Genomic DNA, 23212 nt, shown 5'->3' on the forward strand with positions numbered 1-23212 from the left:
AAAAGGCTTGATGCAAGGCATCCGGGAAGGTCCTATGCAGATATCAGGACAACAAAAAATACCTGCGCCGGTTACGTCGGCAGCAGTCGGCAAGGACTGGCGAGGACAGTTCAATTTGCTGCGCTGGTTTTCCCTGGCCAGCTTTTTCATCATCGCTGCTGTGGCGCTGGGGTTGGGCTACATTTCCACGCGCTTCGTGGTCGAGGAGAGCATCGAGCGCGATTCAATGCTGACCGCGCAGTTCATCCAGTCCATTGGTGATGCCGAAATTCGCCATGCCTCGATTGCCCCGAACAGAACCATGGGTGAAATGCTCGACCCGCGCCAGGACAACGCCTATCCCGACGTGAATCCAGGATCCCGCGCGGCTTCGCGCATCGAGTTTCTCGATCATGTGGAGCATCTGCCGGACATTCTGTTGGCCACGGTGTACGCCCTGGATCGCACCGTGGTCTGGTCGACCAATCCGGAGCTGATTGGCGTGCGCATCAAAGATGACCAAGAACTGGACGAATCTTTCGAAATGAAGGAACCGGTGTCCACCAGCTATCACGAAATCGATGAGGAGCGTCCCGAGCAAAGGCTGCTTCGTGAGCCTGAATACCTGTTCATCGAGACCTACATCCCGATGTTCAATGCCGACAAGAGCAAAGTGATCGCCATGGTGGAGATCTACAAGGAACCCGTGGACCTGGTGGAACGTATCCAGCGCGGTTTCAGGTCGATCTGGCTGGCAACCTTGCTCGGCGGTCTGGCCATCTACCTCGGGCTGTTCTGGATTGTGCGGCGTGCGGCAAGGCTGCTGCAGAGCCAGCAAAAACAACTGATCAACAATGAGACCTTTGTGGCGCTGGGGGAAATGTCCTCGGCAGTGGCTCACAGCTTGCGTAACCCGTTGGCCAACATTCGTTCCAGCGCCGAACTGGCTCAGGAAATCGCCAGCCAGAACGCGCAGAAGAACATCGGCGACATCATCAGTCAGGTCGATCGCATGTCGCGCTGGGTTCGCGAGTTGCTGGTGTCATTGCGACCCATGAACGACGACTACGAAACGGTAGACCTGGTGCTGGTCATCGACGACACGCTGAGTGCGTTCGACGCGCTGATTAAACGCTCCGACGTCGACGTGCGTTTCACGCCTCGCAGTTGTCCGCCGGTCGTCAGCCAACAGGTGCTGCTCACGCAAATTCTTAATAGCCTGTTTTCCAATGCCCTGGAAGCCATGCCCAAGGGCGGCGTGCTGAGTATCGATATCGAAACGCCGCAGCCCGGGATGGTGCGCATGACCCTGAGCGATACCGGCAAGGGCATGAACCCACAGCAACAACAAATGGCCTTCAAGCCGTTTTTCACCACCAAACAAGGAGGGTTGGGCGTGGGCCTGGCCCTGGTCAAAAGAATAATGGAGCGTTTCGAGGGCTCGGTCGAATTGACCAGCCGCGAGCAGGAAGGAACCCGCGTCTGTCTCAATTTTAAAGTGGCAACGGGAGGGGTATATGGAGCACAGCATTCTGCTGGTCGAGGATGACGAACTCCTCGCCGAGAATATTCAGACCTACCTGGAACGCAAGGACTTCGAGGTGACGGTCTGCCACTCGGCGGAGGATGCACTGAAGCAATTGGGCACTTTCGTCCCTGACGTGGTGCTGACCGATAACTCGCTGCCAGGCATGAGCGGTCACGACCTGATCCAGAAGCTGCGCATCAGCGCGCCGGATCTGAAAGTGATCATGATGACCGGCTACGGCAACGTCGAAGACGCCGTGGTGGCGATGAAAGAGGGCGCTTTCCATTACGTCACCAAACCGGTGGCTTTGCCGGAGCTCAAGCTGCTGCTGGAGAAGGCCCTGGCCACCGACCGAATGGAACGCACGCTGTCGTTCTATCAGGAGCGCGAAGCGCAGAAGTCAGGGGTGCAGGCATTGATTGGCGAATCGGCACCGATGCAGTACCTCAAAAGCACCATTGGCCAGCTACTCGACGCCGAACGGCGCATGGCCAATACCGATCTGCCGCCGGTGTTGGTGGAAGGCGAGACCGGCACCGGCAAGGAACTGGTGGCCCGGGCGCTGCACTTCGATGGCCCGCGCGCCAAAGGCCCGTTCATCGAATTCAACTGCGCCTCGATTCCGTCCAACCTGGTGGAGTCGGAACTGTTCGGCCATGAGAAGGGCGCCTTCACCGACGCCAAGGACCGCCGCGTCGGGCTGGTGGAAGCGGCCGATGGCGGAACGCTGTTTCTCGATGAAGTCGGCGAGATGGACCTGTTGCTGCAAGCCAAATTGCTGAAGCTGCTGGAGGACCGGACCATCCGCCGGGTTGGCTCGGTGAAGGAGCGCAAGGTCGATTTGCGGGTAATCAGCGCCACCAACTGCAACCTCGAACAAATGGTCCAGCAGGGCAAGTTCCGTCGCGACCTGTTCTTCCGTTTGCGGATCATCTCGATCAAGGTGCCGCGCCTGTATGCCCGCGGCGAAGACATCCTGTTGCTGGCCCGGCATTTCCTCGCGATCCACGGCAAACGTTATGGCAAGCCGCACCTGCATTTCAGCGACCAGGCCGAAGCGTTGATGCTCAGTTACAGCTGGCCTGGCAATGTGCGCGAGTTGCGCAACATGCTTGAGCAAACCGTGCTGCTGGCCCAGAGCGACACCATCGCCGCGCATCAGTTGAATGTGTGCCTGAGCCTGGTGGATGAGCCGCTGATGTTTCAACAAGAGCCGCAACACAGCGAGCCGCGTCCGGCCTACAACGGCACCGAGTCCATGAACCTGCCGGAAGTGGAGCGCGACATGGTGCGCAAGATGCTCGACAAGACCGACTGGAACGTCACCAAGTCCGCACGACTGTTGGGCCTGAGCCGCGACATGTTGCGTTACCGGATCGAAAAACTCGGCCTCGCGCGCCCGGACAAACGCCAGTGGTAGGCCTATTGCATCACTGGCCCCTGACGGCTGAGGCACGCGAGCAGGCACGTGGGGTCGAGCACTTCTTCGTTCGCGTAGACACCGCGTTCCTGATCGTAAGAGCGGATGAACACGCGCACAGTGGCATCCGCTACCGTCGGCAATCTTGAGTCGTAGAACTCATGCTGGCTCGAAATGGGGATGAAGTCCTGAGGCGCTGTCGGGATGTACGACCCGGGGGGCACCGTGCTCAGGGACGGAGGTACGGGGTGAGCAAAGGGTTGGTCGTCCCCGTAATAGTTGAACTCACTGCTGTAATCGCTAGTGGGGGGCAGCCTGTCGTCCGCGTGAGCCCCGGTTGTGGCGGTCAGGCAGAGGGCGAACAATAGCGTCAAATCGGTTTTTTTCATGGCGACACCTGCGAAATCGGTTTTCCCCGCATTTCCCCAAGGTCATTAACTATAGCTGCCGTACGGGGACGCGTTCGCGATGCCTGGATTACAAGATTTCAACAAAGACTCAATGGGATTTTTCAAAACCCTGATCTAGACTCGTGCCGGTCAATCAAGACCCCAGTCTGGAGCGTGCAATGGAAATGCCGTCAAAGGAAAAGGCCATCGCCAGCAACCGCGATGCCTGGAATGACTCCGCCCGACACCATAAAGACACCCCTGAATGGCAGGCCCGTTTGACAGCTGTTGGTTATGGGGATTTTTGCTGCCTGGACGACACCCTCCGCGGTTTGCTGGAGCAAGTGGGTGTCGACGGCAAGGACGTCGTCCAATTGGGCTGCAACAACGGGCGTGAAAGTATCTCGCTGTTTGCGTTGGGGGCCCACAGCGTCGTGGGCGTCGACCAGTCCGAGGCCTTCCTCGATCAGGCGCGGGAACTGGCGTCACGCTCGCCCCATGCGCCTGAGTTCATCGAGGCTGATATTCATCATCTGCCGCTTGAGCTACACAGCCGTTTCGACGTGGCGCTGATCACCATTGGCGTGTTGAACTGGATGCCGGACATCGCCGAATTCTTCCGCCATGTCACACAAACCCTCAAGCCCGGCGGCAGCCTGGTGGTGTACGAAACCCACCCTTTCCTGGAAATGTTCGACCCCGAGTCAGCCGATCCGTATCGGCCGGACAGCTCGTACTTTCGCAGTGAACCCTTCGTGCAGAATCAGCCGATCGTCTACGAAGGCAAAGTCGACCAGCAGGCGCCTTCGTCCTACTGGTTTGTCCACACCCTGGGCGCCATCTTCACTGGGGCGATCGACGCCGGATTGCAGGTCAGCCACTTCAAGGAGTACCCACATTCCAACCGCGAGGCACTCTATGATCGGTATGAGCAGCAAACGGCGCAGCTGCCGTTGTGTTTTACGTGGGTGGCGGTGAAGATCTAAAACCGCATCGCCTGCATCGATAACGCGGTGCCGCTGCCGTCCGCTATCCTTGCTCCACGCACATCGAACGGTTTTCCCCATGCTTACGGTCCAAGGCGTCTTCAAAAGCTACGCCACTCCCCAGGGCCCATTACCGGTTCTGCAAGGTGTCGACCTCACCTTGAAACCCGGCAGCAGCCTGGCGCTGATGGGCGAATCAGGCAGCGGTAAAAGCACTTTGCTGCACTTGATTGCCGGGCTGGACAAGGTCGATCGCGGCAGCATCCGCAGCGGCGAACATCGGCTGGAACAGATGAGCGAAGGGCAACTGGCGAACTGGCGGCGGACCGAAATCGGCCTGGTGTTTCAGCAGTTCAACCTGATCGGCAGTTTGCGCGTGGAGGATAATCTGGCATTCCAGGCGCGATTGGCGGGACGGCATGATCCGCGCTGGCAGGCGCATCTGGTGCAACGTCTGGGATTGGGGGATTTGCTGCGGCGTTATCCGGAACAGCTGTCCGGCGGCCAGCAGCAACGGGTCGCTTTGGGCCGGGCCTTGGCGTCCCGGCCAAAACTGCTGCTGGCCGACGAACCGACCGGCAGCCTCGATGAAGCCACCAGCGATGAGGTCTTGAAGCTATTACTGGAGTTGCTCGACGACAGTCCCACCACTTTATTAATGGTCACTCACAGCCCACGGGTTGCCGCGCGAATGGCAGAAAAAGTGGTGCTCCACGGTGGCCGTCTGGCTGGCGCGGACGAGCGCTGAGGTGCGGGTCTTTCGCGAGACGCTGCGGGCGCTGCTCAGTCATTGGCGGCAGCATCCGGTGCAGTTTTTCAGTGTGCTGACCGGGCTCTGGCTCGCCACCAGCCTGCTGACCGGCGTGCAGGCGCTGAACAGCCAGGCGCGTGAAAGTTATGCCCGGGCCAGTCAGCTGATTGGCGGCGAACCCCAGGCCAGCCTCAGTGCGCCCAGTGGCGCAACTTTTTCCCAGCACGTGTTTGTCGACCTGCGCCGTGCGGGCTGGCCGGTGTCGCCGGTCCTGCAAGGCCGGGTGACGCTCAAGGGCCATGACGAGCAGCGCTTGCAACTGATGGGGATCGAGCCGGTGTCGCTGCCCGCCGGCTCCGCAGTGGCCGGGCAGGCGTTGGCGATTGAGCAGATTGTCGAGTTTTTCAGCCCGCCGGGCAGTACCTGGATTGCGCCGCAGACGTTACAGGCACTGGGTCTGCACGAGGGCGAACGCCCGGTGACTTTGAGTGGTCAGGCATTGCCGCCGCTGCATGCGCAGTCCGATATGGCCCCCGGTGTGTTGCTGGTGGACATCGGCTTCGCCCAGCAGATTCTCGGCCTGCCGGATCAACTGTCACGCCTGCTGCTGCCGAAGGATTTCTCCGCGACCCTGCCTGATCAATTCAAGGGACAACTGCAGTTCAAGACCAGCGACGAAGAGAACAATTTGTCGCGCCTGACCGAGAGTTTTCATTTGAACCTCGACGCTCTGGGTTTTCTGTCATTCGTGGTCGGCCTGTTCATCGTCCACGCCGCGATCGGCCTGGCGCTGGAACAACGCCGTGGCTTGCTCAGAACCCTGCGTGCCTGTGGCGTCAGTGCGCGAATGCTCATTAGCTGTCTGGCAGTTGAACTGGGTGGCTTGGCGTTGATCGGCGGACTGGCCGGGGTCGCCAGCGGCTACCTGCTGGCCAGTGTGCTGTTGCCGGACGTCGCCGCCAGTCTGCGCGGGTTGTACGGCGCCGAAGTGGCGGGGCAGTTGAGCCTCAGTCCGTGGTGGTGGCTCAGCGGCGTCGGCCTGAGCCTGTTCGGTGCGTTGTTGGCCGGTGCCAACAGTTTGTTGCGGGCAGCGCGTCTGCCTTTGCTGGCCCTGGCCGATCCGCAAGCCTGGCATCAGGCTCACGCGCGCTGGTTGCGGCGCCAGGGTTGGGTCGCCGTGATTGCCGCGGTGGTCGCGCTGCTGGCGTTGATCTTTGGCGACAGCCTGAGCAGTGGCTTCGTGCTGATGGCGGCACTGTTGATCGGCGCTGCGCTGGCGTTGCCGGTGGTGCTCAACTGGGTGTTGAACCGGGTGCTGCATCGCAGTCGTTCGGTGCTCGGCCAATGGTTTCTCGCCGACTGCCGTCAGCAACTGCCGGCCCTGAGCCTGGCGCTGATGGCGCTGTTGTTGGCATTGGCGGCGAACATTGGTGCGGGGAGCATGACGGCCGGTTTTCGTCAGACCTTCAGCGATTGGCTCGAACAACGCTTGACCGCCGAGCTGTACGTTAATCCGCGAAATCCGGCCCAGGCCAGGGAGCTGCAAACCTGGCTCAAGCAGCAACCCGGACTCACGGCGGTGCTGCCCAACTGGCAAGTGTCGATCCAGTTGCAAGGCTGGCCGGCGGACGTCTTCGGCGTGATCGATCACCCGACGTATCGCCAGCATTGGCCACTCTTGGAAGGCTTGGGCGACAACCCTTGGGACCGACTGGCCAAGGACGACGCACTGATGCTCAGCGAACAACTGGCCCGTCGGCTGAAGGTGCGCCTTGGTGATCACCTGACGATTGCCACACCGAACGGCATATGGTCGCCACGGATCGTCGGCATTTACGCCGACTACGGCAATCCCAAGGGCCACATTCTGGTCAACGTCAACCATCTGCTGCGCGGCTGGCCGCAGCTGACACCGAGCCGTTTCAACCTGCGCATCGCCCCGACGTTGATCCCTGCCTTCCAGACCGCGCTGCAAACCCGCTTCACGCTGGAGGACAGCCGCATCGTCGACCAGGCCCGGCTCAAGGGTTGGTCCACGCAAGTCTTCGAACGCACCTTTGCCGCGACCGCCGCGCTCAACAGCCTGACCCTCTGTGTGGCGGGCGTGGCGCTGTTCATCAGCCTGTTGACCCAAAGCCAGAGCCGCCTCGGGCAACTCGCCCCCCTGTGGGCGCTCGGCGTGACTCGCCGGCAATTGATGCTGCTCAATCTCGGGCAGACCTGGTTGCTGGCGGTGCTGACCCTGGTGCTGGCGTTGCCGTTGGGGATCGCGCTGGCGTGGTGCCTGGACACGGTGATCAACGTTCAGGCCTTCGGCTGGCGCTTGCCGCTGCGGGTGTTTCCGCTGCAGCTGTTGCAGTTGATGGGGTTGGCGCTGTTGGCGACTTTATTGGCGTCGGCGTGGCCGCTGTATTCGCTGTATCGCACGCAACCGGCGGATCTGCTGAGGACGTTTGCTCATGAAGATTAAGGTCGGCGTGTTGCTATTGGCGTTATTGAGCGGGTGCGATAACTCGGCGCCTGTTGAGAAAGGCTTCGCGGGGCTGGGTCATCAGGCCGCCGCGTTCACCCCGGTAGTACCCGGTCGGGTGTTCAGCTTTCCGGCGGATCACGGGCCTCATGACGGTTTTCGCATTGAATGGTGGTACGTCACCGCCAACCTCAAGGACGATCAGGGTCGCGAGTTTGGCGCGCAGTGGACGTTGTTTCGCAGCGCCTTGAAAGCTACGCCCGAGCAGTCTGGCTGGAGCAATCAAATTATCTGGCTTGGCCACGCGGCCGTGACATCGGCGACAGTGCATCACGCCGCCGAGCGTTACGCCCGTGGTGGCGTTGGCCAGGCTGGTGTGAGCCTCACGCCGTTCAACGCGTGGATCGATGATTGGCATTTCAGCAGTCAGGGCTCCGACCCTATGGCGGATCTTCAACTCAGCGCCCGGGACAAGAATTTTGGCTATAAACTGCGGCTGACCTCCACACGTCCTTTGGTGCTTCAGGGAGACAAAGGCTTCAGTCAGAAGTCCGAACAAGGGCAGGCGTCGTACTACTACAGCCAGCCGTTTTTTCAGGCCCGCGGCACGCTGGAAATCGACGGAAAAACGTATCAAGTCAGCGGTCCGGCCTGGCTCGACCGCGAATGGAGCAGCCAACCCCTGACCGCCAACCAGACTGGCTGGGACTGGTTTTCCCTGCATCTGGACAGCGGCGAACAGGTGATGCTCTACCGCATGCGGCAGAAGGACGGCGCGCCATACCTCACTGGCACCTGGATCGACGCTCAGGGCCAGACACAGTTGCTGAACGCCGCCGACATCAGCCTCACACCGCAAGACACCGCCAAAGTCGCCGGACGCTCGATGCCTGTGCGCTGGTCGATCAAAATCCCCGACAAACACCTCGACATCACGATCAGCGCCCTCAACCCCAATGCGTGGATGGCTTTGCGCATTCCCTATTGGGAAGGACCGGTGCAATTGAGCGGCAGCCACGGTGGGCAGGGTTATCTGGAAATGACCGGGTATTGAGTCGGAACTCTCGGCAGAGCGATGGCCTCCTAATTTTAGAAGCCCATTCACAGGAGCCCGCCATGAGTGAAGACCTGAAACCGCCTGACCTTGATTCGTGGCAGCGCCTGTTTGAAGACAAGGCCTACTGGCAACAATCCCCCGACGCCCATTACGCCGAACTGCTGCGAGTGGCCGACGACTTGCTGGGGCAGGGCGCCATTGACCTGGAACAGTGGCAAGCCTTGAAGGCCAAGGCCGATCAATCCAATAAAGATTCGCCTGCCGTGAACGTCGCCCAAGAGGTTGACGATCCCGAGGCTTGAGGAGCGCTCCAAGAAACTGCGAACACTCCCTGATCAGCGTCTATGCTCATCTGCGCAGAGGGCGCTGGACGGTGGTTCAGCGATCGTTGCTGCCTCCAAATCACAGGGAATGTACCGCTTATGAAACTTCACGCACTGACCAAAGCCATCACCCTCGCAACGCTGCTGTCTGCCACCAGCCTTAGCGCCATGGCTGCGGACATCCCGCTGTCTGCCGTTGTGGAGGCGGATCAGGTCACCACCAAAGTTGTCTCGGTCGATGCTGCCAATCACCGGGTCGTCCTGGAGGGACCGGAAGGTCGTCAGGTCCATGTGCAATTGACCGACAAGGCCAAAAACCTCGGCAACTTGAAAGTCGGCGACCAAGTCGATGTCAAGGTTACTAGCGCTGTCGCCGCCTACCTCGACACCGATGTCGACAAAGGCCTGCCAGGCACCGTCGAACGCGCTGGCGAAGTCCGCGCAGCTCCCGGCAGCGACAACTCGGGCGGCGAAGCCTACCGTCAGGTGCAGGTCCAACTGAAAATCACCAAAATCGACGTGAAGAAAAACCAGGTCACCTTCGAAAACCCCGCCGGCCGGTCCAAGACCGTTGACGTCGTAAGACCCGAAGTTCAAGCGAAATTGAAAGATCTGAAAGTTGGACAGAGTGTCGTTGTGACCTATACCGACATATTGACAGTGACCAGCAAACACTGAAGTTGAATATTAGCTCTATTATTGATTGTTCTTGTACAACTTTTCTGTATAAGAACAATCAGTTTTAATGGTCTAACTGGTGAGTTTTGGTGGTCTTTAAATAGTATTTAGGCCGACATTTAATCAATGTTGTTTCGATAAATTTCATGTTCATAGACGCGGACATATTCGAAAACTTCAATTAAAATACTTCCCGTTCGCCCAGTGTCAGGGCTCTTTACCGGTGCATGGATTGCCAGGCCATTACACTGGGCGAACACCTTTTTCGACGTGCGATACACACCTGCAGCACAACGAAGTCATCACCCTGAATCTCGCGGTAGCCAGCATCGACTGCGTCGTCATCGCACCCGAGAATACTTTTCCTTCTGCCGCCTGGTGGGCCGACCCACCCGTCAACCCGACCGATCGCCATTTTCAGTTGAAGCTCAATGTCGCCTAGCAACAGTTGGAAGGGGAGTTATTGTGGGATCAGGCGTTGCGGTATCACGTTTATCAACGGGTGAGCGGCATTATAAGAATCGGGTGGTGGTTAAGTACGCGGTTGATTAGGTGCGACTTGAAATGCCGGTTGGAATATAAAAAAATGGGTGATCTTAAGATCGCCCGTTTTTTTTTGCCCCCTTTAAATCTGAGCCTGAATTGATAGCAGCCAGGCTGCGGTGCGAACCTTCGAGTTCACAGGCCAGGTCGGTGGTGAGTCCGTTAAGCGAGGCGAGGGTTTCGCAGGTGTGGCTTAGGAGTGTTTCTGAGTCGATGCTGAGTAACCGATCCACGAACTACACCTACCTCAAGATGAGGCAGTCGTTTACCGTGGCATCTCTGGCGAGCAGTTCCACGGCAACAGCGCTTCATAGTCTTCCAACGACTGCGCTTGCGGCAGCCGCTCCAGTACGTGGCGCAGCCACGTATAGGGTTCCTGGCCGTTGACCTTGGCGGTCTCGACCAAGCTGTAGATCTGTGCACTGGCCGCCGCGCCTTTGGGCGTGTCACTAAACAGCCATGCCTTGCGCCCGATAACAAAAGGCTTTATCGCTCTTTCGGCGGCGTTGTTGTCGATTGGTAAAAACCCAGCCTCCACGTAGCGCTCCAGCCGACTCCAGTTGTTCGCCAGATAATTCACGGCCTTACCCAACACACTTTGTGGCGTCACCTGTGACTGTGTTTTATCCAGCCAGCTTTTCAGCTGGGCCAAGATCGGCAGGCTCATTTCTTGTCTACCGATAAATCGCTGTTCATCGCTGACGTCCTTGAGTTCACGCTCGATGCCATACAGCTTGTTGATCATCGTCAGCGCGATATCGGCACGTCCGCTCTTGCCCTTGGGCTGCACTTTCTGCGCGTCGACAAACTTACGTCGTGCATGCGCCATGCACGCCAACCGCTCAACACCTGGCTGCAACGCCAACGCGTTGTAACCCGCGTAGTCGTCGGTCATCACGTAGCCGCGATAACTTTCCAGCAGGCGTAGAGGCACTTCCTGCGCACGGCTGGAGGTGTAGTCAAACAGCACAACTTTTCGATCCGGCGGCCCGCTGGCCTGCACCCACATCCACGATTGGCTGGTTGGGTCTCGATCCGGCTCTTTCAATACTTGGACTCTTGTTTCATCGCAGTGGATGACCGGACTTTCCAGTAATCGGTCGCGCATTAAATTCAGCAAGGGCTGGAAGTGTTCGCTGCACTGGATGACCCAGCGCGCCAGTGTTTGCCTTGGAATAACCACACCGTGGCGACTCAGCACGGTTTCGAAACGATGCAACGGCAGGCCATCGACGTACTTGGTGGTTAAGAGCATGGCCAATACGCTGGGGCTGGCCATGCTCTTTTCGATCATCTGAGCGGGTTTGTCTGCGGTGACCGGCGCGGTTTCACAACCGCGGCAACCGTAAACTTTGCGTATGTGTTTGAGTACGCGAATCTGCATCGGCACGATCTCCAGCTGTTCGCTGGTTTCTTCACCGATGACGTGTTTGCGGCAGCCGCAAGCGCAGGTCAGTTCGTGCTCGGGCAGTTCGTGGGTCACTTCGAAGCGTGGCAGATCAGCCGACAGTGGCTTGCGTTTGCCGCGACGTGGCGTCGAAGCAACAACTTCTTCGTCAGCGTCGCCGACTGGAAGCATCGGCTCGCTTTCGGGCTCATTGAACAACGCCAGTTGCGGCGTGTTGGGCTCGATGGTCTGCTCGGATTTTCGACCGAACAAACGGTCGCGCAGCAGCTTGATCTGTTCTTTCAAATCGACGATATGAGTCTGGTATGCCTCAGCCGTTACTTGCTGACGACTGAGTGCCTCAAGCAACATTTGCTTGAGCAAAACAGGATCATCGGGAAGGTCTTCGGGTATCAAATTCATGCCGGGGATTATACCCGTCAGGCGACGAATCTTGGCGTTAAAACCTTATGAGGACGATTGCGCCAGAGATCAAAGCCATCCAGTAACCAGTTCAATTCCTGGACAGTCAGCACGATCGCCTCGTCGACCTCATCAGGGGAAAGTTTGAAACGTTCAGACTCCAGGCGCTTGAGCCAAAGGCAGAAGCCGTTGCGCTCCCAGTACAACACTTTGACGCGGTTGCGGTGGCGATTTAGAAAGACGAAAAGCACAGGGTCGAACACCGCAACTTTGATGTCCAGTTCGACCAATGCAGCCAGGCCGTCGATGGACTTTCGAAAATCTACAGGCTTCGGGTAGAGGTACACTTTTTCAACGCTGGCATTGGGACGCATCATGGTGATGGGCTCCTGATGGAAATCGGGAGCACAGCATCAGCCGTCAGCTATCCGCTTGGAATGTGGAGTTCATGGAGCGGATACCAGGGACGGCTGTTCACTGACCAGCTCCACCTCAAACACAAAAGGCTGGCTGATGGCTTCCCGACCTTGCAGGGCAAGAACCTGGAGATCGTTGTCCAGACCTTCGATAGTCAGGGCAAAGTGAGTCTGATTGGCCGGCGCGAACATCCCTTGTTCCTCGTGCATGCTTGCTGCGTTCGCCAATACCGGAAAAAGGAATCAGCAGACGCAAAATTCTGGAAGGGCGAAAACAACATCGACCAGCAGAGCTGGCCGATGCTTGAGACGGTCGGCCTGAATCAGGCGACCGGCTGACGCCAGTCATCGGAACCCGAAGTACCGGATACTTCGTGGGTCCAGGTGATTTTGCGGTAGGTGAAATGCACGTCTTCCAGGTGGGTGAAGTGCGAGTTCGACGGGGCTTGGCAGTTGTGCATTTTGTTGTTGATGGCGACGATGATCGCGTCTTCAAGTTTTGTAAAAGCTCAGACTTGACCTGACGGTTATCGGGCTATTTGATTTTTGGCAATTATATAGCTCAGTTGTTTGTTGATTCTTCTGCCTTGCTTTCGTTTAGGTTTACCTTGAAGTACGTCATAAAATCCTGCCCTAGAGCAAAGGCTTTTTCGATTTTCGAGCTTTGCTCTTTAAGTGCTGGGCTTGGCTTGGCCCATTGTTCAAGCGGAAGAGGTTTGGACCACTCAGCAATGGAATCAGGTAGAGATTTCATGCTGAAACGATGGTCCCATTCTGCTACCCAATACGGAAAACGCCACCAAGTGATCAGGTGTGTCAGGTACGGCGTTTTTCAAGGTAGTTGTCGCGTCAACCGTTCAACTATGCCGCTCTTTTCTCGTCCTGCTGCTCCCGATCCGGATTCAGCATCACCGCTCCTATCGGCTCCCAGTTCCGCGTCTGGCCTGACCAACGTTCCGGGCTTTTCTTGCGCGCTCGCTGGTACAGTTCATGCCGCCGCGCCAGGATCTGCTGGTCCAGCCCTCGATGCCGCTCCGTCGGTGTCACGAAGCGGATCCGGCTATGCCGGTGCTCGTTGTTGTACCAACGCATAAAATCTCTCACCCACGCGCGTGCGGCGTCCAAGCTGGCAAAACCCTCCTGCGGCCATTGCGGGCAATATTTCAGCGTTCTAAACAGCGACTCCGAGTACGGATTGTCGTTGCTCACTCGCGGTCGGCCACGGGACGGCGTGATACCCAGGTCGTACATCTTGCTCAACAGCGTCAGCGATTTCATCGGCGCACCATTGTCCGAGTGCAGCACCAGCGGCTCGTGTAAACACTGCTCGCCGATCACGCTGCGTTGCAGCAGCGCAGCCGCTTTTTCGCCGCTTTCTTCTTCGTAAACTTCCCAGCCCACGGCCTTGCGGCTGTAAATATCTTCGATCAAATACAGGTAGTAGTACTTGCCGCGTATCGGCGACGGCAAATACGTGATGTCCCACGACCACACCTGATTGGGCGCTTTGGCGACATGCGTCGTCGGTGCCGCATGCCGTCTGGGTCGCTGGCTACGGCCCCGATGATGTTGCTGACCGGCTGCACGCAGGATGCGATAAAACGTCGCTTCCGACGCCAGATAACGCCCCTCGTCAGCCAGCCTCGGTACGATCTGACTCGGCGGCAAATGGGCATACGCAGGGCTGTTACACAGCGTCACGATCGCTTGTCGTTCGATCTCGCTCAACGCATTACGCGGCGTGGGCCGCACGGTGGTTGTGCGGGCATCGGCTTGAAGATCCTCACTCTGCGTCCATCGCTGCAAGGTTCTGAGCGACAGCCCCACCTCTTGGCACGCTCTGATTTTTCGAGCACCGGCCTCGATGGCTTCGATCAACCAAGCCACCAACAACTGCCGTTCCGGCAAAGAGGTCAGGTGTCCTCGTTGTCGATCCCCCAGTAATCGTTGAGCTTTTTTCGCAGCACCAACAACGCGGCGGTTTCGGCCAGCGCCTTGTCTTTACGCAGCAGTTCGCGCTCAAGTTGCTGAATACGTTTCTTGTCCTTGCGAGATTGTTCGCGGTCGACCTTTTGTTGGTTCTGAACACTCTGCTGCCCCGTGATACAGGCTTGGCGCCAGGCGCTGACGTGTTCGGGGTACAGACCTTTTCGTCGGCAGTACTCACCCAGTTCGAGCTGCGACAGACCGGCGGTTTCAAGGACGACAGCGAACCGGGCTTCAGCAGACCAGTTCTCGGGGAGTGGCTTGTCTTCAGGCACTGCGCTTCCTTCAGAACTGACCTTCTTGCGCCAGTTGGACAAAGACATTTCGCTAACCCCTTCACGCCGGGAAACCTCGGCCATCGTCAGGTTCAGCGGGGGAAGCAGCATCTTGAGTAATGCGGCTTTGCGTTCAGGTGAATAGTACGGCACGACCAGTCTCTTTCCGCCCCCGATATGCTTTTTCAGGAAAATTCGGAGAGGCGACAACTATCCTGACACCGGGGGGGTACCACCAACCAACTCCTAATGCGGAACGTTCGTTGTGCTGGTATTCCTCGTGCATGTCCTGTCGTTCTTGATCGAAAGTGTGGCGACCCTCGTATGGTGCTTTACCAGGGCAAAACTCTGGTCCTTTTTCCATGTAGACACGTATGGCTTCCCATTTGCCTAGTCCATGAACAGGAGTCATGACCTCCTGTGTGAGAAAGTGCACAGTATCGGCCTTGGGATTATCTATGGCCATGCCAAAGGTGTAGCTACTGATTACGCCTACTCCGGTGAATCCGGTGCTGACTGAGATCCACGCAACCGTGTCTTCCCAAGGCTGGATCACGGGTTCGTCGGAGCCATTCGGGAAGTAACAGACCTCTCGGCGTTGACGGTTAAATCGGATGGGGCGGGCGCGGGATTTGTTTCTTGTGGTGCTGATAATCGCGTACAGGCCAATCAGCGCTGCTCCCCCTCCACACCAGAGCGCTAGTGATATTCCGAACTCAAAAAAATCGTTGAAGTAAAACCAAAAGCTTCTGCCGAATGGATTTATGAATGCTGCGAAGCCCATCAAGGTTGGGAGAACAACTAGACAAACGATGACTACGACTGTAGGGAGTGACACAGCTAATCGTGCTTGGAAAGACTTGGTGAGATTGCTGCTACCCAAGTCCAGGTAGGTGTCGTTGACTTCAACAAAACTTCCGCCGAGATCCATTGGGATTTGCCCGGTAGGAACAGGTAGAGGTGAAAGGAACAATGCTTCGCCTGTGGGGAAGCGACGAGTTTCCCCAGCGACGGGGTGCTGCTGTCGAATATCGAACTCGTCGTACTGCGGAGAGGTAGGTGTCATGCAGGATAACCATAAAGTGCATCTCCGGCATGAGGTAGTCGATTACATTTATGCATCAAGGACGCGGCTCATCGTTTCCATTCAATTATTTATCGATTCTTCTGTCTTGATTTCATTTAGGTTCGCCTTGAAGTACGTCATGAAATCTTGTCCCTGAGCAAAAGCCTTTTCGATCTTGGCGCTTTGCTCTTTCAACTCATGGCTCGGCTTGGCCCACTGCTCAGTCGGTATAGATTTTGACCACTCAGCAATGGAATCAGGTAGAGATTTCATACTGAAACGATGGTCCCATTCGGCTACCCAGTACGGAAAACGCCACCAAGTGATCAAGTGTGTCAGGTACCACCAGCCAACCCCGAAAGCGGAACGTTCGTTGTGTTGGTGCTCCTCATGCATCTCTTGTCGTTCTTTATCGAAGGTGCCTCGGCTTTCGTATGGTGCTTTGCCAGGGCAGAACTCTGGACCTTTTTCCATATAGACACGTATGGCTTCCCACTTACCTAAGCCATGAGCAGGAGTCATCACGCCTTGTCTCACAAAATGCACTACGTCAGCTTTGGAATCGTCGAACGCCATACCAAAGGTATAGGCGCTTGTTACTCCTACTCCAGTAACACCTGTACTGATTGAAAGCCAAGATACTATCTCTTCCCATGGTTGAATGACGGGGACGTCAGAACCTTCGGGAAAGAAACAGACTTCACGACGTTGGCGGTTGAATCGAATAGGACGGGTACGCGACTTTGCTCTGGTAGTGCTCAAGATAACGTAAGTACCCAGGAGCGCAGCTATTCCTCCTCCCCAAATACTAAAGGTCACACCGAAATTGAGCATGCCTGCTGCTCTGTCCCAAAAGGACTCGGAAAATGGGTTTCCCCAGGTAGTAGATCCTGCAAGCAAAGGCAGAACAATCAGGCATGAAAAAATAAACATCATACCGAGTCCAATCATTGCCCTAGCTTGGAAAGCCTTGCCGAAATTACTACTGCCTACGTCAAGGAATGTGTCATTAACCTCAACAAAGCTTCCGCCCAAATCCATGGGAGCGTTGCCCGTTGGTATCGGAAGCGGGGAGAGGAACAGTGCTTCACCTGTCGCGAATCTACGCTTCTCACCAGCCACTGGCCGCATTTTTTTGAGATTGAGATCGTCGCTGGATTGCTCATTTATTGAAGACATTAGGTTTGCCCGGCTTGTTTTGATGAATCGAGCACAGTCAGCGTGTCGGTGGTCACAATGATTGCTTGAGCGGTGGTATTTCGTGCGCTGAGAAACCCAGTTGTTGAGAATTCCTTCCCGCTTCCAACGTTCAGTGTCTTGGTTTCAAACATTATTTCCTGGTATTTTGGGGCTCCGGGGAGTGGATGGTAGCGCAACTTTATGGCAAGACCATGCTGGGCGTTGGCCTCATGTGCAAAAATTTCTAACCCCAATTGGAGTGGTGCGTCTGGTGGGCTCAGTAAATTGAGTTGATATAGCAAAGGTTCAGTCCAAGGCTCCCAGTCATTGCGCTGGAGATTGCTTGACCAATACGCGGTAAGGCCAAATCCAACATCATCCAGCTCTCGAATCGTGATATTTGGAATGCTAATCACGGCAATAGGTCTGTTGTTTATTTGTCTCAGACCGACCTGAGGGGTTGAAGTGATCTCTGCTAATTGCATGCGATCTTCTTGGAATCCGCGATTTTGGTTCTTTTTCCCCCACGCGCCCTGTTGAAGCCAGTTATCAAGCTTTGTTTTATTATTTCGGTTGTAAATCCACTCGCCACCTAGCTGCAACACCGTCAAACCTAACCCTATTAAATTGGCTCTCGCAGCAACGCTCAGAAGTTTGCCACCTGCTGTGACCCAAGCGACAGCTCTTGCTTGGGTAACATTTGAAGCCGCCTCAAACATATATTGCCCTGTTCGTGCAACTGCCCAACCGTTAACAACGAACTGTCCAGAGTCGCCCGCGATTGTCATGCTGGCACCAGCCAGCTTTGCACTATCTCCCGACCTCAAGGCTTCTGTCCAACGAGCGACAGAGCCTTTTTCCCCATACAGACTTGTGGCTGCCGCCGCCATACCGAACCCGTAAGCTGCTAGCCCCAGCCCCCCCGTGAGCTTTCCCATACGCGCGGCTAATTGAACTTTTCCGGCTGCGCTTGAATAATTGTTTTTGACTACGTTTAGAGTAGTGGCAGATATCCCCTGCGCAGCCGCAAAGCCTCCTCCGCTTGCAGAGAAGAACGCATTGCCAAATGCAATGTAATCAGTTTTATCCCAGCTGGTTTTTCTTCTTAACTCTGAGTAAACAGTGACGAAGCTAATTAATTGCACGACAAATACAGCTGATGCGAAGATGTCGCCTCCCGCGGATTGAAATATATCTTTTCCTAATCCTCTTACCTTGTCGCCTGTGTTTAAGCGGTGATCTTCGGCCATTCGGTGGAATTCTGCTTCCTGGGCGCTGGTTAGGCCTTTAATTTTTATACTTGCTTTACTCGGGCCTTCGCCAACAGCAATCATTGCAGGCGCGATTTTTTTCTCTAACGGGGCGACGGATTGCTGAACAGATTTACGCTGTGCGACTAAAGATCGATAGCTTCCCTTGGGGGCTCGACCTTTTCGTTCATTAGCTAATGTCTCCCTGATCTTGTTTTTGAGCGAGGACATTTGCTGGCGGAGTTCGGTGAGTTTCGCCATGTCAGCTTCGAACGCATGAAGCTGGCTTGCAGACGCAAACTCAAGAGTAATACCTCTTTTGCCAAATGTTCTTAGTACGTCGATCCATGCTGAACCGGGAATATTTCGTAGAACTTTAGCTGGGTCTATTGCCCGGCCGCTGCGTAGTCCTTCTATAGCTTCTTCTAGAGCATTCGCCAAGCGGAGTTGTTTGGCAGGTTCATAAGCTGTGTTTCGTGCTTGATCGAAAGTTATACCATCGTTGCTTAGATTAATTGATGCCGCGAGATCTTGGGTCAGGAGCGTTACGAACTCCCGGCTAATTTTTTGCAGTCCTTGGAAGTCCTTTGCTGAAAGGGGTATATCTCGAGCCGATTTTATTAATGATCCAATTTTCGCAAAGAGATCCTTCTGGTCGGTCAAACTTGCAGTAAAGAAGGTTGGAACTGTAAAGCCTGGCTCTTTTTCTATTAGGTCTGCAATCGCTTCGGTAGCCTTGTCGGTGCGACATATATCTCTCATGCATGCGTATTCAGTAGCAAGCGCCGATTCAAGTTGGGTTCCAAATTTTGGATCAAAATACCAAGCAGATTTATAGAAGCGCTTTTCGAATACAATTTTTATTCGATCATCAGTTATCAAATCCAGCCGTTTATTCCAACGGCTTAATTGTGCTCGCTGTTGTTTAAGAAAGGCTTCCATCGCCGGTCGGTCAATCAGGTCGTTGATACCTTCTTGTCCCATTTTTGCGCCATTGAGCGCTTCATGAGCATTGTCTTCGATGGTCTCTATCAGGTCTTCGTACTTGGAATGCAAAGGTCCAAGACTCGTACGCATCCGCGACTTTGAAGCTGCAATAGCCCCACGATGCGTACCTGCACCGGAATATTGGGTTTGATTTTTAACGTTGACGTAGTCGACGATCGATTGCCGCTGCTCTTCGCTTGTTTCGTCCTTGAGTTTGGCAAAACGAGGGTCGCCTTGGGCGGCATTTAGAATGGTTTCGCCGGTTACGGTGTACAACGACTCGATGTAGCAACCAAACACATACTTCTTTTGATTGGCTTCAGCGTCACTCCAGTTACTGATCCAGCCAGTGACCAAATCCTGATGCTCGGCGAGATCGCGCAGCACGCCCAAGTCATCCTGTAAGACCAAGTACAGATGGTCACGCTCATTTTCTGCCTTGACTTGCTTTTTGAGCGCGCCCAACTGAGTTTTCTTGAAGTGCGACGCTTGCTCCCAGAGATAGTCCTGGCTTTCCTCAGGCTTGGCACCCGTAACCGCCGGCTCTTTACTCGGCTGCTCCGCAACTTCCGCAATCCATTTTTCCGCCTGACTTGGCGTCAACAGATTAGCCGCGCCTTTCTCCGGATCAGTCTTGGTCAGGTCCACTGCCTGCATGAAGTATTCACGTTCGGATTTGTGCTTGATGACCTGCGCGCATTTGGCGGCGGTCCATTGCACTTCGGAGTAGTTGACGTAGAGCTTGCTCAAACGCGGGAAGACAAGCACGGCCTCGCCCACGTTGCTTTCGCGTTTGTTGGCGGTGATTTCGCCTTTTTCCCACAGCAGTTGGGTCACGATGCCGTTCTGGATTCGGTATTCATGCATGACCGCTTGAGGTTTTTTGTCGACGATGACGTAGAGCCAGCCGTCGCGGATCAAGCGAATGCCCAGTGGGCGGGAGGTGGTTTTGTACGGCATCGACAGTGCGCTGGATGGGTCGAGTCGTTCGACCAGACCGTAGCGGAGAGGGATGAGCTGGATCTTGGCCTTCATCAGAGAGCAGCCGCCCATGGCGCACTTGCCGTCGTCCTGGCTTTTTGCAACGTTGTTCGGGCTTTTGCCGGCCGATGTTGGCGTGGTCATCCTTGGCTCCTGTGCAGGGTTTCAGCCCGTTCCTGGGCAATATCAGCGACCCGTTCGAGTCGCTGGGCGGGCGTTTGTTCCGACGGAGTCTTGAGTATTGCATCCAGGTCTGGATGCTCCTCCAGCGCTTGGTCACCGAGGAAGCCGTGAATGTTGGCGTAGAGGGTGATGTCGAGCTCGGTGTTGAAGCCTCGATCATATGAAGTCGAAGCCAATGCATGCAGGTGTTCCCAGCGCTGCAACGGCATTGATTGCGACTGATAGGACGGAAAGTATTCGTGCATGTGTTCGTCGAGGCGAAGGACGATGCTGCGGAAATTCACTTCATCCAGTTGGCTGAGTTGCTCGTCGCTCAAGCGGTAGCGTTTGCTGTGGTTCGGCTCGGGGGCTTTGCCGGGGCGCTGGTTGATGTGCCAGCAGCCCAGCGCCGCGTCGGCGCCGACGACCTGTGAGCAAGGGCCGAACAGGGTAGGGTCCTTGATGCTCTCGCCGTAGTCGAGCAGCGCATGGGCCACGGCCGGATCAGCGACACGCAGCAGCACTTCCTCACCCTGTGGGTGCATGACACTGGTGAGCCAGCGAAAGTGGTCGACCATGTGCTCCCAGGGTTGATCGCTGAACACGAGGTAGCCCCATTCTTGGCGAGGCTCAGCCAGAAACTTTGTCAGGATGGGATCGTTCTGTGCTTTTATCTGAACCAGACACGGCGAAACGTCTCCCAATTCAGCCCATGGGGTGCCGAGGTAGAGTGGCTCGAAAACCGGATTATCCGACCATTGATAAAGGTGTTGAGGCAGTTTCTCGACGCTGACACCATCCAGTAGCAAACCGACGGTGCCATTCCACGGCAGGCCTTGAGGCAACCCATTTTCCAGCGGCCACTCGGATTTAAGCATTTTGCGCCTCCAGTTTGGCCTTCTCGCAGATCGCACAGATTGGCTTCTTCTGCATCAACGCTTGCCGCTGTGCCGGCACCAACAATTGCCCGGCCTTGTCGGCATCCGCCTGCTTCAACGGCCCCGGCAACAATGGCGCCGCCCCCGTCCCGCTACCCGGCCCACCACCCGAGTTCATGTTGATCACCGGCCCGCTCAAGGTCACACCACCGGCATCAATCTTGATGAAGCTGCCGCCGCCGATCAGGGTCAACTCACTACCTGCTTCCAGTACGACTTTAAGACCGCTGCTCAGGTGGATTTCCTGGCCCGCTTCAATGAATTGCCCAGTGCCAACCTTGATATGTTGGTTGACGCCCACGGTGAGGTGGTCGTTGGCGCGGGTTTCGACTTTGCGGTCGGCGTAGACGGTGTGGTGTTCTTCAGCCTTGAATTCGCTGTAGCTGTTTTGCTCGACGGTGTCATGGCGTTCGTTGCCGACGCGGATTTTCTGATCGTGCTCGACGTTCTCGTCCCAGTCGCGCTGGGCGTGCAGGAAGATCTGTTCCTGGCCTTTTTTGTCTTCGATGCGCAGTTCGTTGTAACCGCCGCCACCGGGGGAGCTCAGGGTTTTGAAGGTGCTGCGGGTTTTGTTCGCCGGCAGGGCGTACGGGACGACGTTTTCCTTGTGGTACAGGCAGCCGCTGATCAGCGGTTGGTCGGGGTCGCCTTCGAGGAAGGTGACGAGCACTTCCATGCCGATGCGCGGGATGGCGATGCCGCCGTAGTGGGCGCCGGCCCAGGCGGAGGAGACGCGCAGCCAGCAGCTGGTTTTGTCGTCGGCCTGGCCTTCGCGGTCCCAGTGGAATTGCACTTTGACGCGGCCGTATTGGTCGCAGTGGATCTCTTCACCTTTTGGTCCAGTGACGACGGCGCTTTGGCTACCGAGGATTCGCGGTTTGGGGTGGTTCAGCGGCGGGCGGTTCGGCACGTCCCACGGGGTGGCCTGGAAGCGGTTGCGGTAGCCCTGGTGGAAATCGTCCTTGAGTTTGGTCGTGTTGCTGGTGACCGACTCTTCCAGCACTTGCGGCTGTTTGCCTTCGTGGAGGATTTCGGTCAGCAGCCACAGGTCGTTCCATTTGGCTTTCGGGTGTTGGGTCAGGGCCAGGAAGTGGCCGCTGACCAGCAACGGCTGATCGCTTTTGCCTTCGGCGAGCTGGAAGTCGCTGCGGTGACGTTCGAGGGCGCGTTTAGCCAGGTGCTTGCCGCGTTCGCGGTCGATGAAACGGCCGGGGTAGTCGTAGTCTTCGAGGTCGGGCAGGGCGTCGCCGCGGTTTTCGCTTTCCAGGGTCAGGCGCGGTTTTTCGAAGTCGTAGTCGCGGCGGGTGGTGCGGCTGGTGCGGGTTTCCAGGCGCAGGTCGAAGCGCTTGATCACTGGGTTGTTGGCGACCATGCCGGAGTCTTGCTGGTAGGCCACGGGCGCGAGTTTCGGGAACACCGTCTGGTCATCGCCGAATACCAGCTTGTGGGCGGTGGCGCTGTGCTGGAAGTGGTAATGGATACCTTCTTCCTCGCACAGACGCTGGACGAACTGCAGGTCCGATTCATCGTACTGAACGCAGTAGATGCGCTCCGGATAAATCGCCCCGACTTTGAATTCGTAGGCATTGCTTTGGATGCCGTGCTCTTCGAGGACACTGCCGATGATTTTCGGCACGCTAAGGTTTTGGAAGATACGTTGGTTGATGCGGTGCGCCAGGTATGACAGTTGCGGGCGCAGGGTCACCGCGTAGCGGGTCAGGCGTTTGCCGGAATCACCCTGGGCTGCGCGATAAATCTGGCCATGGATGCCGCAGCCGTCAGGCGAGAGCTGCAAAAAGGCCGGTTTGTGCAGCAGGGTCTCGAGGTCCAGGGACGGCTGTTCACTGACCAGCTCCACCTCAAACACAAAAGGCTGGCTGATGGCTTCTCGACCTTGCAGGGAAAGAACCTGGAGATCGTTGTCCAGACCTTCGATAGTCAGGGCAAAGTGAGTTTGATTGGCCGGCGCGAACATCCCTTGTTCCTCGTGCATGCTTGCTGCGTTCGCCAATACCGGAAAAAGGAATCAGCAGACGCA

Annotated in this window: 18 protein-coding genes and 3 pseudogenes; 8 read left to right on the forward strand and 13 right to left on the reverse strand. The window is 56.5% G+C overall.

What is annotated here, in order from left to right; translation table 11 throughout:
- Nucleotides 1-34: 34 nt before the first annotated feature.
- The gene (locus ACYZT7_RS12665) at nucleotides 35-1528 is read left to right on the forward strand and encodes a sensor histidine kinase (protein WP_462041268.1); all 1494 of its coding nucleotides are present in this window, start codon (nucleotides 35-37) and stop codon (nucleotides 1526-1528) included.
- Nucleotides 1497-2927, forward strand: a complete 1431-nt coding sequence (locus ACYZT7_RS12670; RefSeq protein ID WP_462041269.1) for a sigma-54-dependent transcriptional regulator — start codon at nucleotides 1497-1499, stop codon at nucleotides 2925-2927. Before ACYZT7_RS12665 ends, ACYZT7_RS12670 begins: the two co-directional genes overlap by 32 nt.
- Before the next feature lie 2 nt (nucleotides 2928-2929).
- Here ACYZT7_RS12670 and ACYZT7_RS12675 read toward each other — a convergent pair whose 3' ends face one another.
- Nucleotides 2930-3316, reverse strand: a complete 387-nt coding sequence (locus ACYZT7_RS12675) for a hypothetical protein (RefSeq protein WP_462041270.1) — start codon at nucleotides 3314-3316, stop codon at nucleotides 2930-2932.
- Between the two features lie 179 nt (nucleotides 3317-3495).
- On the opposite strand from ACYZT7_RS12675, the gene ACYZT7_RS12680 reads away from it, so the two are divergent.
- The 6 genes from ACYZT7_RS12680 (at nucleotide 3496) to ACYZT7_RS12705 (ending at nucleotide 9581) form a co-directional block, all read left to right on the forward strand.
- Entirely contained in the window at nucleotides 3496-4302 is an 807-nt protein-coding gene (locus tag ACYZT7_RS12680; RefSeq protein WP_462041271.1) for a class I SAM-dependent methyltransferase, read from the forward strand.
- A gap of 79 nt (nucleotides 4303-4381) precedes the next feature.
- Nucleotides 4382-5050, forward strand: a complete 669-nt coding sequence (locus ACYZT7_RS12685) for an ABC transporter ATP-binding protein (protein ID WP_462041272.1) — start codon at nucleotides 4382-4384, stop codon at nucleotides 5048-5050.
- A gap of 1 nt (nucleotide 5051) precedes the next feature.
- Nucleotides 5052-7523 carry an FtsX-like permease family protein gene (locus ACYZT7_RS12690; RefSeq protein WP_462041779.1) on the forward strand — a complete coding sequence of 824 codons (2472 nt, stop codon included), beginning with the start codon at nucleotides 5052-5054 and terminating at the stop codon, nucleotides 7521-7523.
- Nucleotides 7513-8577, forward strand: a complete 1065-nt coding sequence (locus ACYZT7_RS12695; RefSeq protein ID WP_462041273.1) for a lipocalin-like domain-containing protein — start codon at nucleotides 7513-7515, stop codon at nucleotides 8575-8577. The genes ACYZT7_RS12690 and ACYZT7_RS12695 overlap by 11 nt, the downstream gene beginning before the upstream one ends.
- A gap of 62 nt (nucleotides 8578-8639) precedes the next feature.
- Nucleotides 8640-8882, forward strand: coding sequence for a hypothetical protein (locus tag ACYZT7_RS12700; RefSeq protein WP_462041274.1), 243 nt, complete (start codon nucleotides 8640-8642; stop codon nucleotides 8880-8882).
- A gap of 120 nt (nucleotides 8883-9002) precedes the next feature.
- Nucleotides 9003-9581, forward strand: a complete 579-nt coding sequence (locus ACYZT7_RS12705) for a hypothetical protein (protein WP_462041275.1) — start codon at nucleotides 9003-9005, stop codon at nucleotides 9579-9581.
- 650 nt (nucleotides 9582-10231) lie between these two features.
- On the opposite strand, the pseudogene ACYZT7_RS12710 reads toward ACYZT7_RS12705, so the two are convergent.
- The 12 genes and pseudogenes from ACYZT7_RS12710 to ACYZT7_RS12765 all read right to left on the reverse strand — a co-directional run.
- Nucleotides 10232-10348, reverse strand: a pseudogene (locus ACYZT7_RS12710) (DUF6124 family protein); the annotation flags it as partial.
- A gap of 41 nt (nucleotides 10349-10389) precedes the next feature.
- Nucleotides 10390-11934, reverse strand: a complete 1545-nt coding sequence (tnpC, locus tag ACYZT7_RS12715) for an IS66 family transposase (RefSeq protein WP_462038953.1) — start codon at nucleotides 11932-11934, stop codon at nucleotides 10390-10392.
- A gap of 17 nt (nucleotides 11935-11951) precedes the next feature.
- On the reverse strand, nucleotides 11952-12311 hold the full coding sequence (gene tnpB / locus ACYZT7_RS12720; protein WP_225924317.1) for an IS66 family insertion sequence element accessory protein TnpB: 360 nt from the start codon (nucleotides 12309-12311) through the stop codon (nucleotides 11952-11954).
- A gap of 84 nt (nucleotides 12312-12395) precedes the next feature.
- A pseudogene (locus ACYZT7_RS12725) lies at nucleotides 12396-12542 on the reverse strand (hypothetical protein); the annotation flags it as partial.
- A gap of 131 nt (nucleotides 12543-12673) precedes the next feature.
- A pseudogene (tssD, locus tag ACYZT7_RS12730) lies at nucleotides 12674-12853 on the reverse strand (type VI secretion system tube protein TssD); the annotation flags it as partial.
- Nucleotides 12854-12912: 59 nt separating this feature from the next.
- The gene (locus ACYZT7_RS12735) at nucleotides 12913-13104 is read right to left on the reverse strand and encodes a hypothetical protein (RefSeq protein WP_462041276.1); all 192 of its coding nucleotides are present in this window, start codon (nucleotides 13102-13104) and stop codon (nucleotides 12913-12915) included.
- Nucleotides 13105-13211: 107 nt separating this feature from the next.
- A protein-coding gene (locus ACYZT7_RS12740; protein WP_462037356.1) for an IS3 family transposase occupies nucleotides 13212-14764 on the reverse strand; the annotation gives its coding sequence in 2 pieces (ribosomal slippage) (nucleotides 13212-14302 and nucleotides 14302-14764; 1554 coding nt in all).
- A complete protein-coding gene (locus ACYZT7_RS12745; RefSeq protein ID WP_462041277.1) occupies nucleotides 14745-15677 on the reverse strand; it encodes a DUF6708 domain-containing protein in 933 nt (310 codons plus the stop codon). The genes ACYZT7_RS12740 and ACYZT7_RS12745 overlap by 20 nt, the downstream gene beginning before the upstream one ends.
- 81 nt (nucleotides 15678-15758) lie before the next feature.
- Nucleotides 15759-16856 (reverse strand): DUF6708 domain-containing protein, encoded by a 1098-nt coding sequence (locus tag ACYZT7_RS12750; protein ID WP_462041278.1) that lies wholly within the window; start codon nucleotides 16854-16856, stop codon nucleotides 15759-15761.
- Nucleotides 16856-20218 carry a toxin VasX gene (locus ACYZT7_RS12755; RefSeq protein WP_462041279.1) on the reverse strand — a complete coding sequence of 1121 codons (3363 nt, stop codon included), beginning with the start codon at nucleotides 20216-20218 and terminating at the stop codon, nucleotides 16856-16858. Before ACYZT7_RS12755 ends, ACYZT7_RS12750 begins: the two co-directional genes overlap by 1 nt.
- On the reverse strand, nucleotides 20215-21114 hold the full coding sequence (locus ACYZT7_RS12760; protein ID WP_462041280.1) for a DUF4123 domain-containing protein: 900 nt from the start codon (nucleotides 21112-21114) through the stop codon (nucleotides 20215-20217). The genes ACYZT7_RS12755 and ACYZT7_RS12760 overlap by 4 nt, the downstream gene beginning before the upstream one ends.
- Nucleotides 21107-23149 carry a type VI secretion system Vgr family protein gene (locus ACYZT7_RS12765; RefSeq protein ID WP_462041780.1) on the reverse strand — a complete coding sequence of 681 codons (2043 nt, stop codon included), beginning with the start codon at nucleotides 23147-23149 and terminating at the stop codon, nucleotides 21107-21109. Before ACYZT7_RS12765 ends, ACYZT7_RS12760 begins: the two co-directional genes overlap by 8 nt.
- Between the last annotated feature and the right edge of the window lie 63 nt (nucleotides 23150-23212).

This window comes from Pseudomonas sp. RT4P38, assembly GCF_054897765.1.

Excerpts from the sequence above, each read along its gene's own strand:
- ACYZT7_RS12750 (WP_462041278.1), bottom strand. The coding sequence starts at position 16,856 with ATGTCTTCAATAAATGAGCAATCCAGCGACGATCTCAATCTCAAAAAA.
- ACYZT7_RS12695 (WP_462041273.1), top strand. The coding sequence starts at position 7,513 with ATGAAGATTAAGGTCGGCGTGTTGCTATTGGCGTTATTGAGCGGGTGC.
- tnpC (WP_462038953.1), bottom strand. The coding sequence starts at position 11,934 with ATGAATTTGATACCCGAAGACCTTCCCGATGATCCTGTTTTGCTCAAG.
- ACYZT7_RS12735 (WP_462041276.1), bottom strand. The coding sequence starts at position 13,104 with ATGAAATCTCTACCTGATTCCATTGCTGAGTGGTCCAAACCTCTTCCG.
- tnpB (WP_225924317.1), bottom strand. The coding sequence starts at position 12,311 with ATGATGCGTCCCAATGCCAGCGTTGAAAAAGTGTACCTCTACCCGAAG.
- ACYZT7_RS12765 (WP_462041780.1), bottom strand. The coding sequence starts at position 23,149 with ATGTTCGCGCCGGCCAATCAAACTCACTTTGCCCTGACTATCGAAGGT.
- ACYZT7_RS12745 (WP_462041277.1), bottom strand. The coding sequence starts at position 15,677 with ATGACACCTACCTCTCCGCAGTACGACGAGTTCGATATTCGACAGCAG.
- ACYZT7_RS12760 (WP_462041280.1), bottom strand. The coding sequence starts at position 21,114 with ATGCTTAAATCCGAGTGGCCGCTGGAAAATGGGTTGCCTCAAGGCCTG.
- ACYZT7_RS12670 (WP_462041269.1), top strand. The coding sequence starts at position 1,497 with ATGGAGCACAGCATTCTGCTGGTCGAGGATGACGAACTCCTCGCCGAG.
- ACYZT7_RS12685 (WP_462041272.1), top strand. The coding sequence starts at position 4,382 with ATGCTTACGGTCCAAGGCGTCTTCAAAAGCTACGCCACTCCCCAGGGC.
- ACYZT7_RS12705 (WP_462041275.1), top strand. The coding sequence starts at position 9,003 with ATGAAACTTCACGCACTGACCAAAGCCATCACCCTCGCAACGCTGCTG.
- ACYZT7_RS12755 (WP_462041279.1), bottom strand. The coding sequence starts at position 20,218 with ATGACCACGCCAACATCGGCCGGCAAAAGCCCGAACAACGTTGCAAAA.
- ACYZT7_RS12675 (WP_462041270.1), bottom strand. The coding sequence starts at position 3,316 with ATGAAAAAAACCGATTTGACGCTATTGTTCGCCCTCTGCCTGACCGCC.
- ACYZT7_RS12665 (WP_462041268.1), top strand. The coding sequence starts at position 35 with ATGCAGATATCAGGACAACAAAAAATACCTGCGCCGGTTACGTCGGCA.
- ACYZT7_RS12680 (WP_462041271.1), top strand. The coding sequence starts at position 3,496 with ATGGAAATGCCGTCAAAGGAAAAGGCCATCGCCAGCAACCGCGATGCC.
- ACYZT7_RS12700 (WP_462041274.1), top strand. The coding sequence starts at position 8,640 with ATGAGTGAAGACCTGAAACCGCCTGACCTTGATTCGTGGCAGCGCCTG.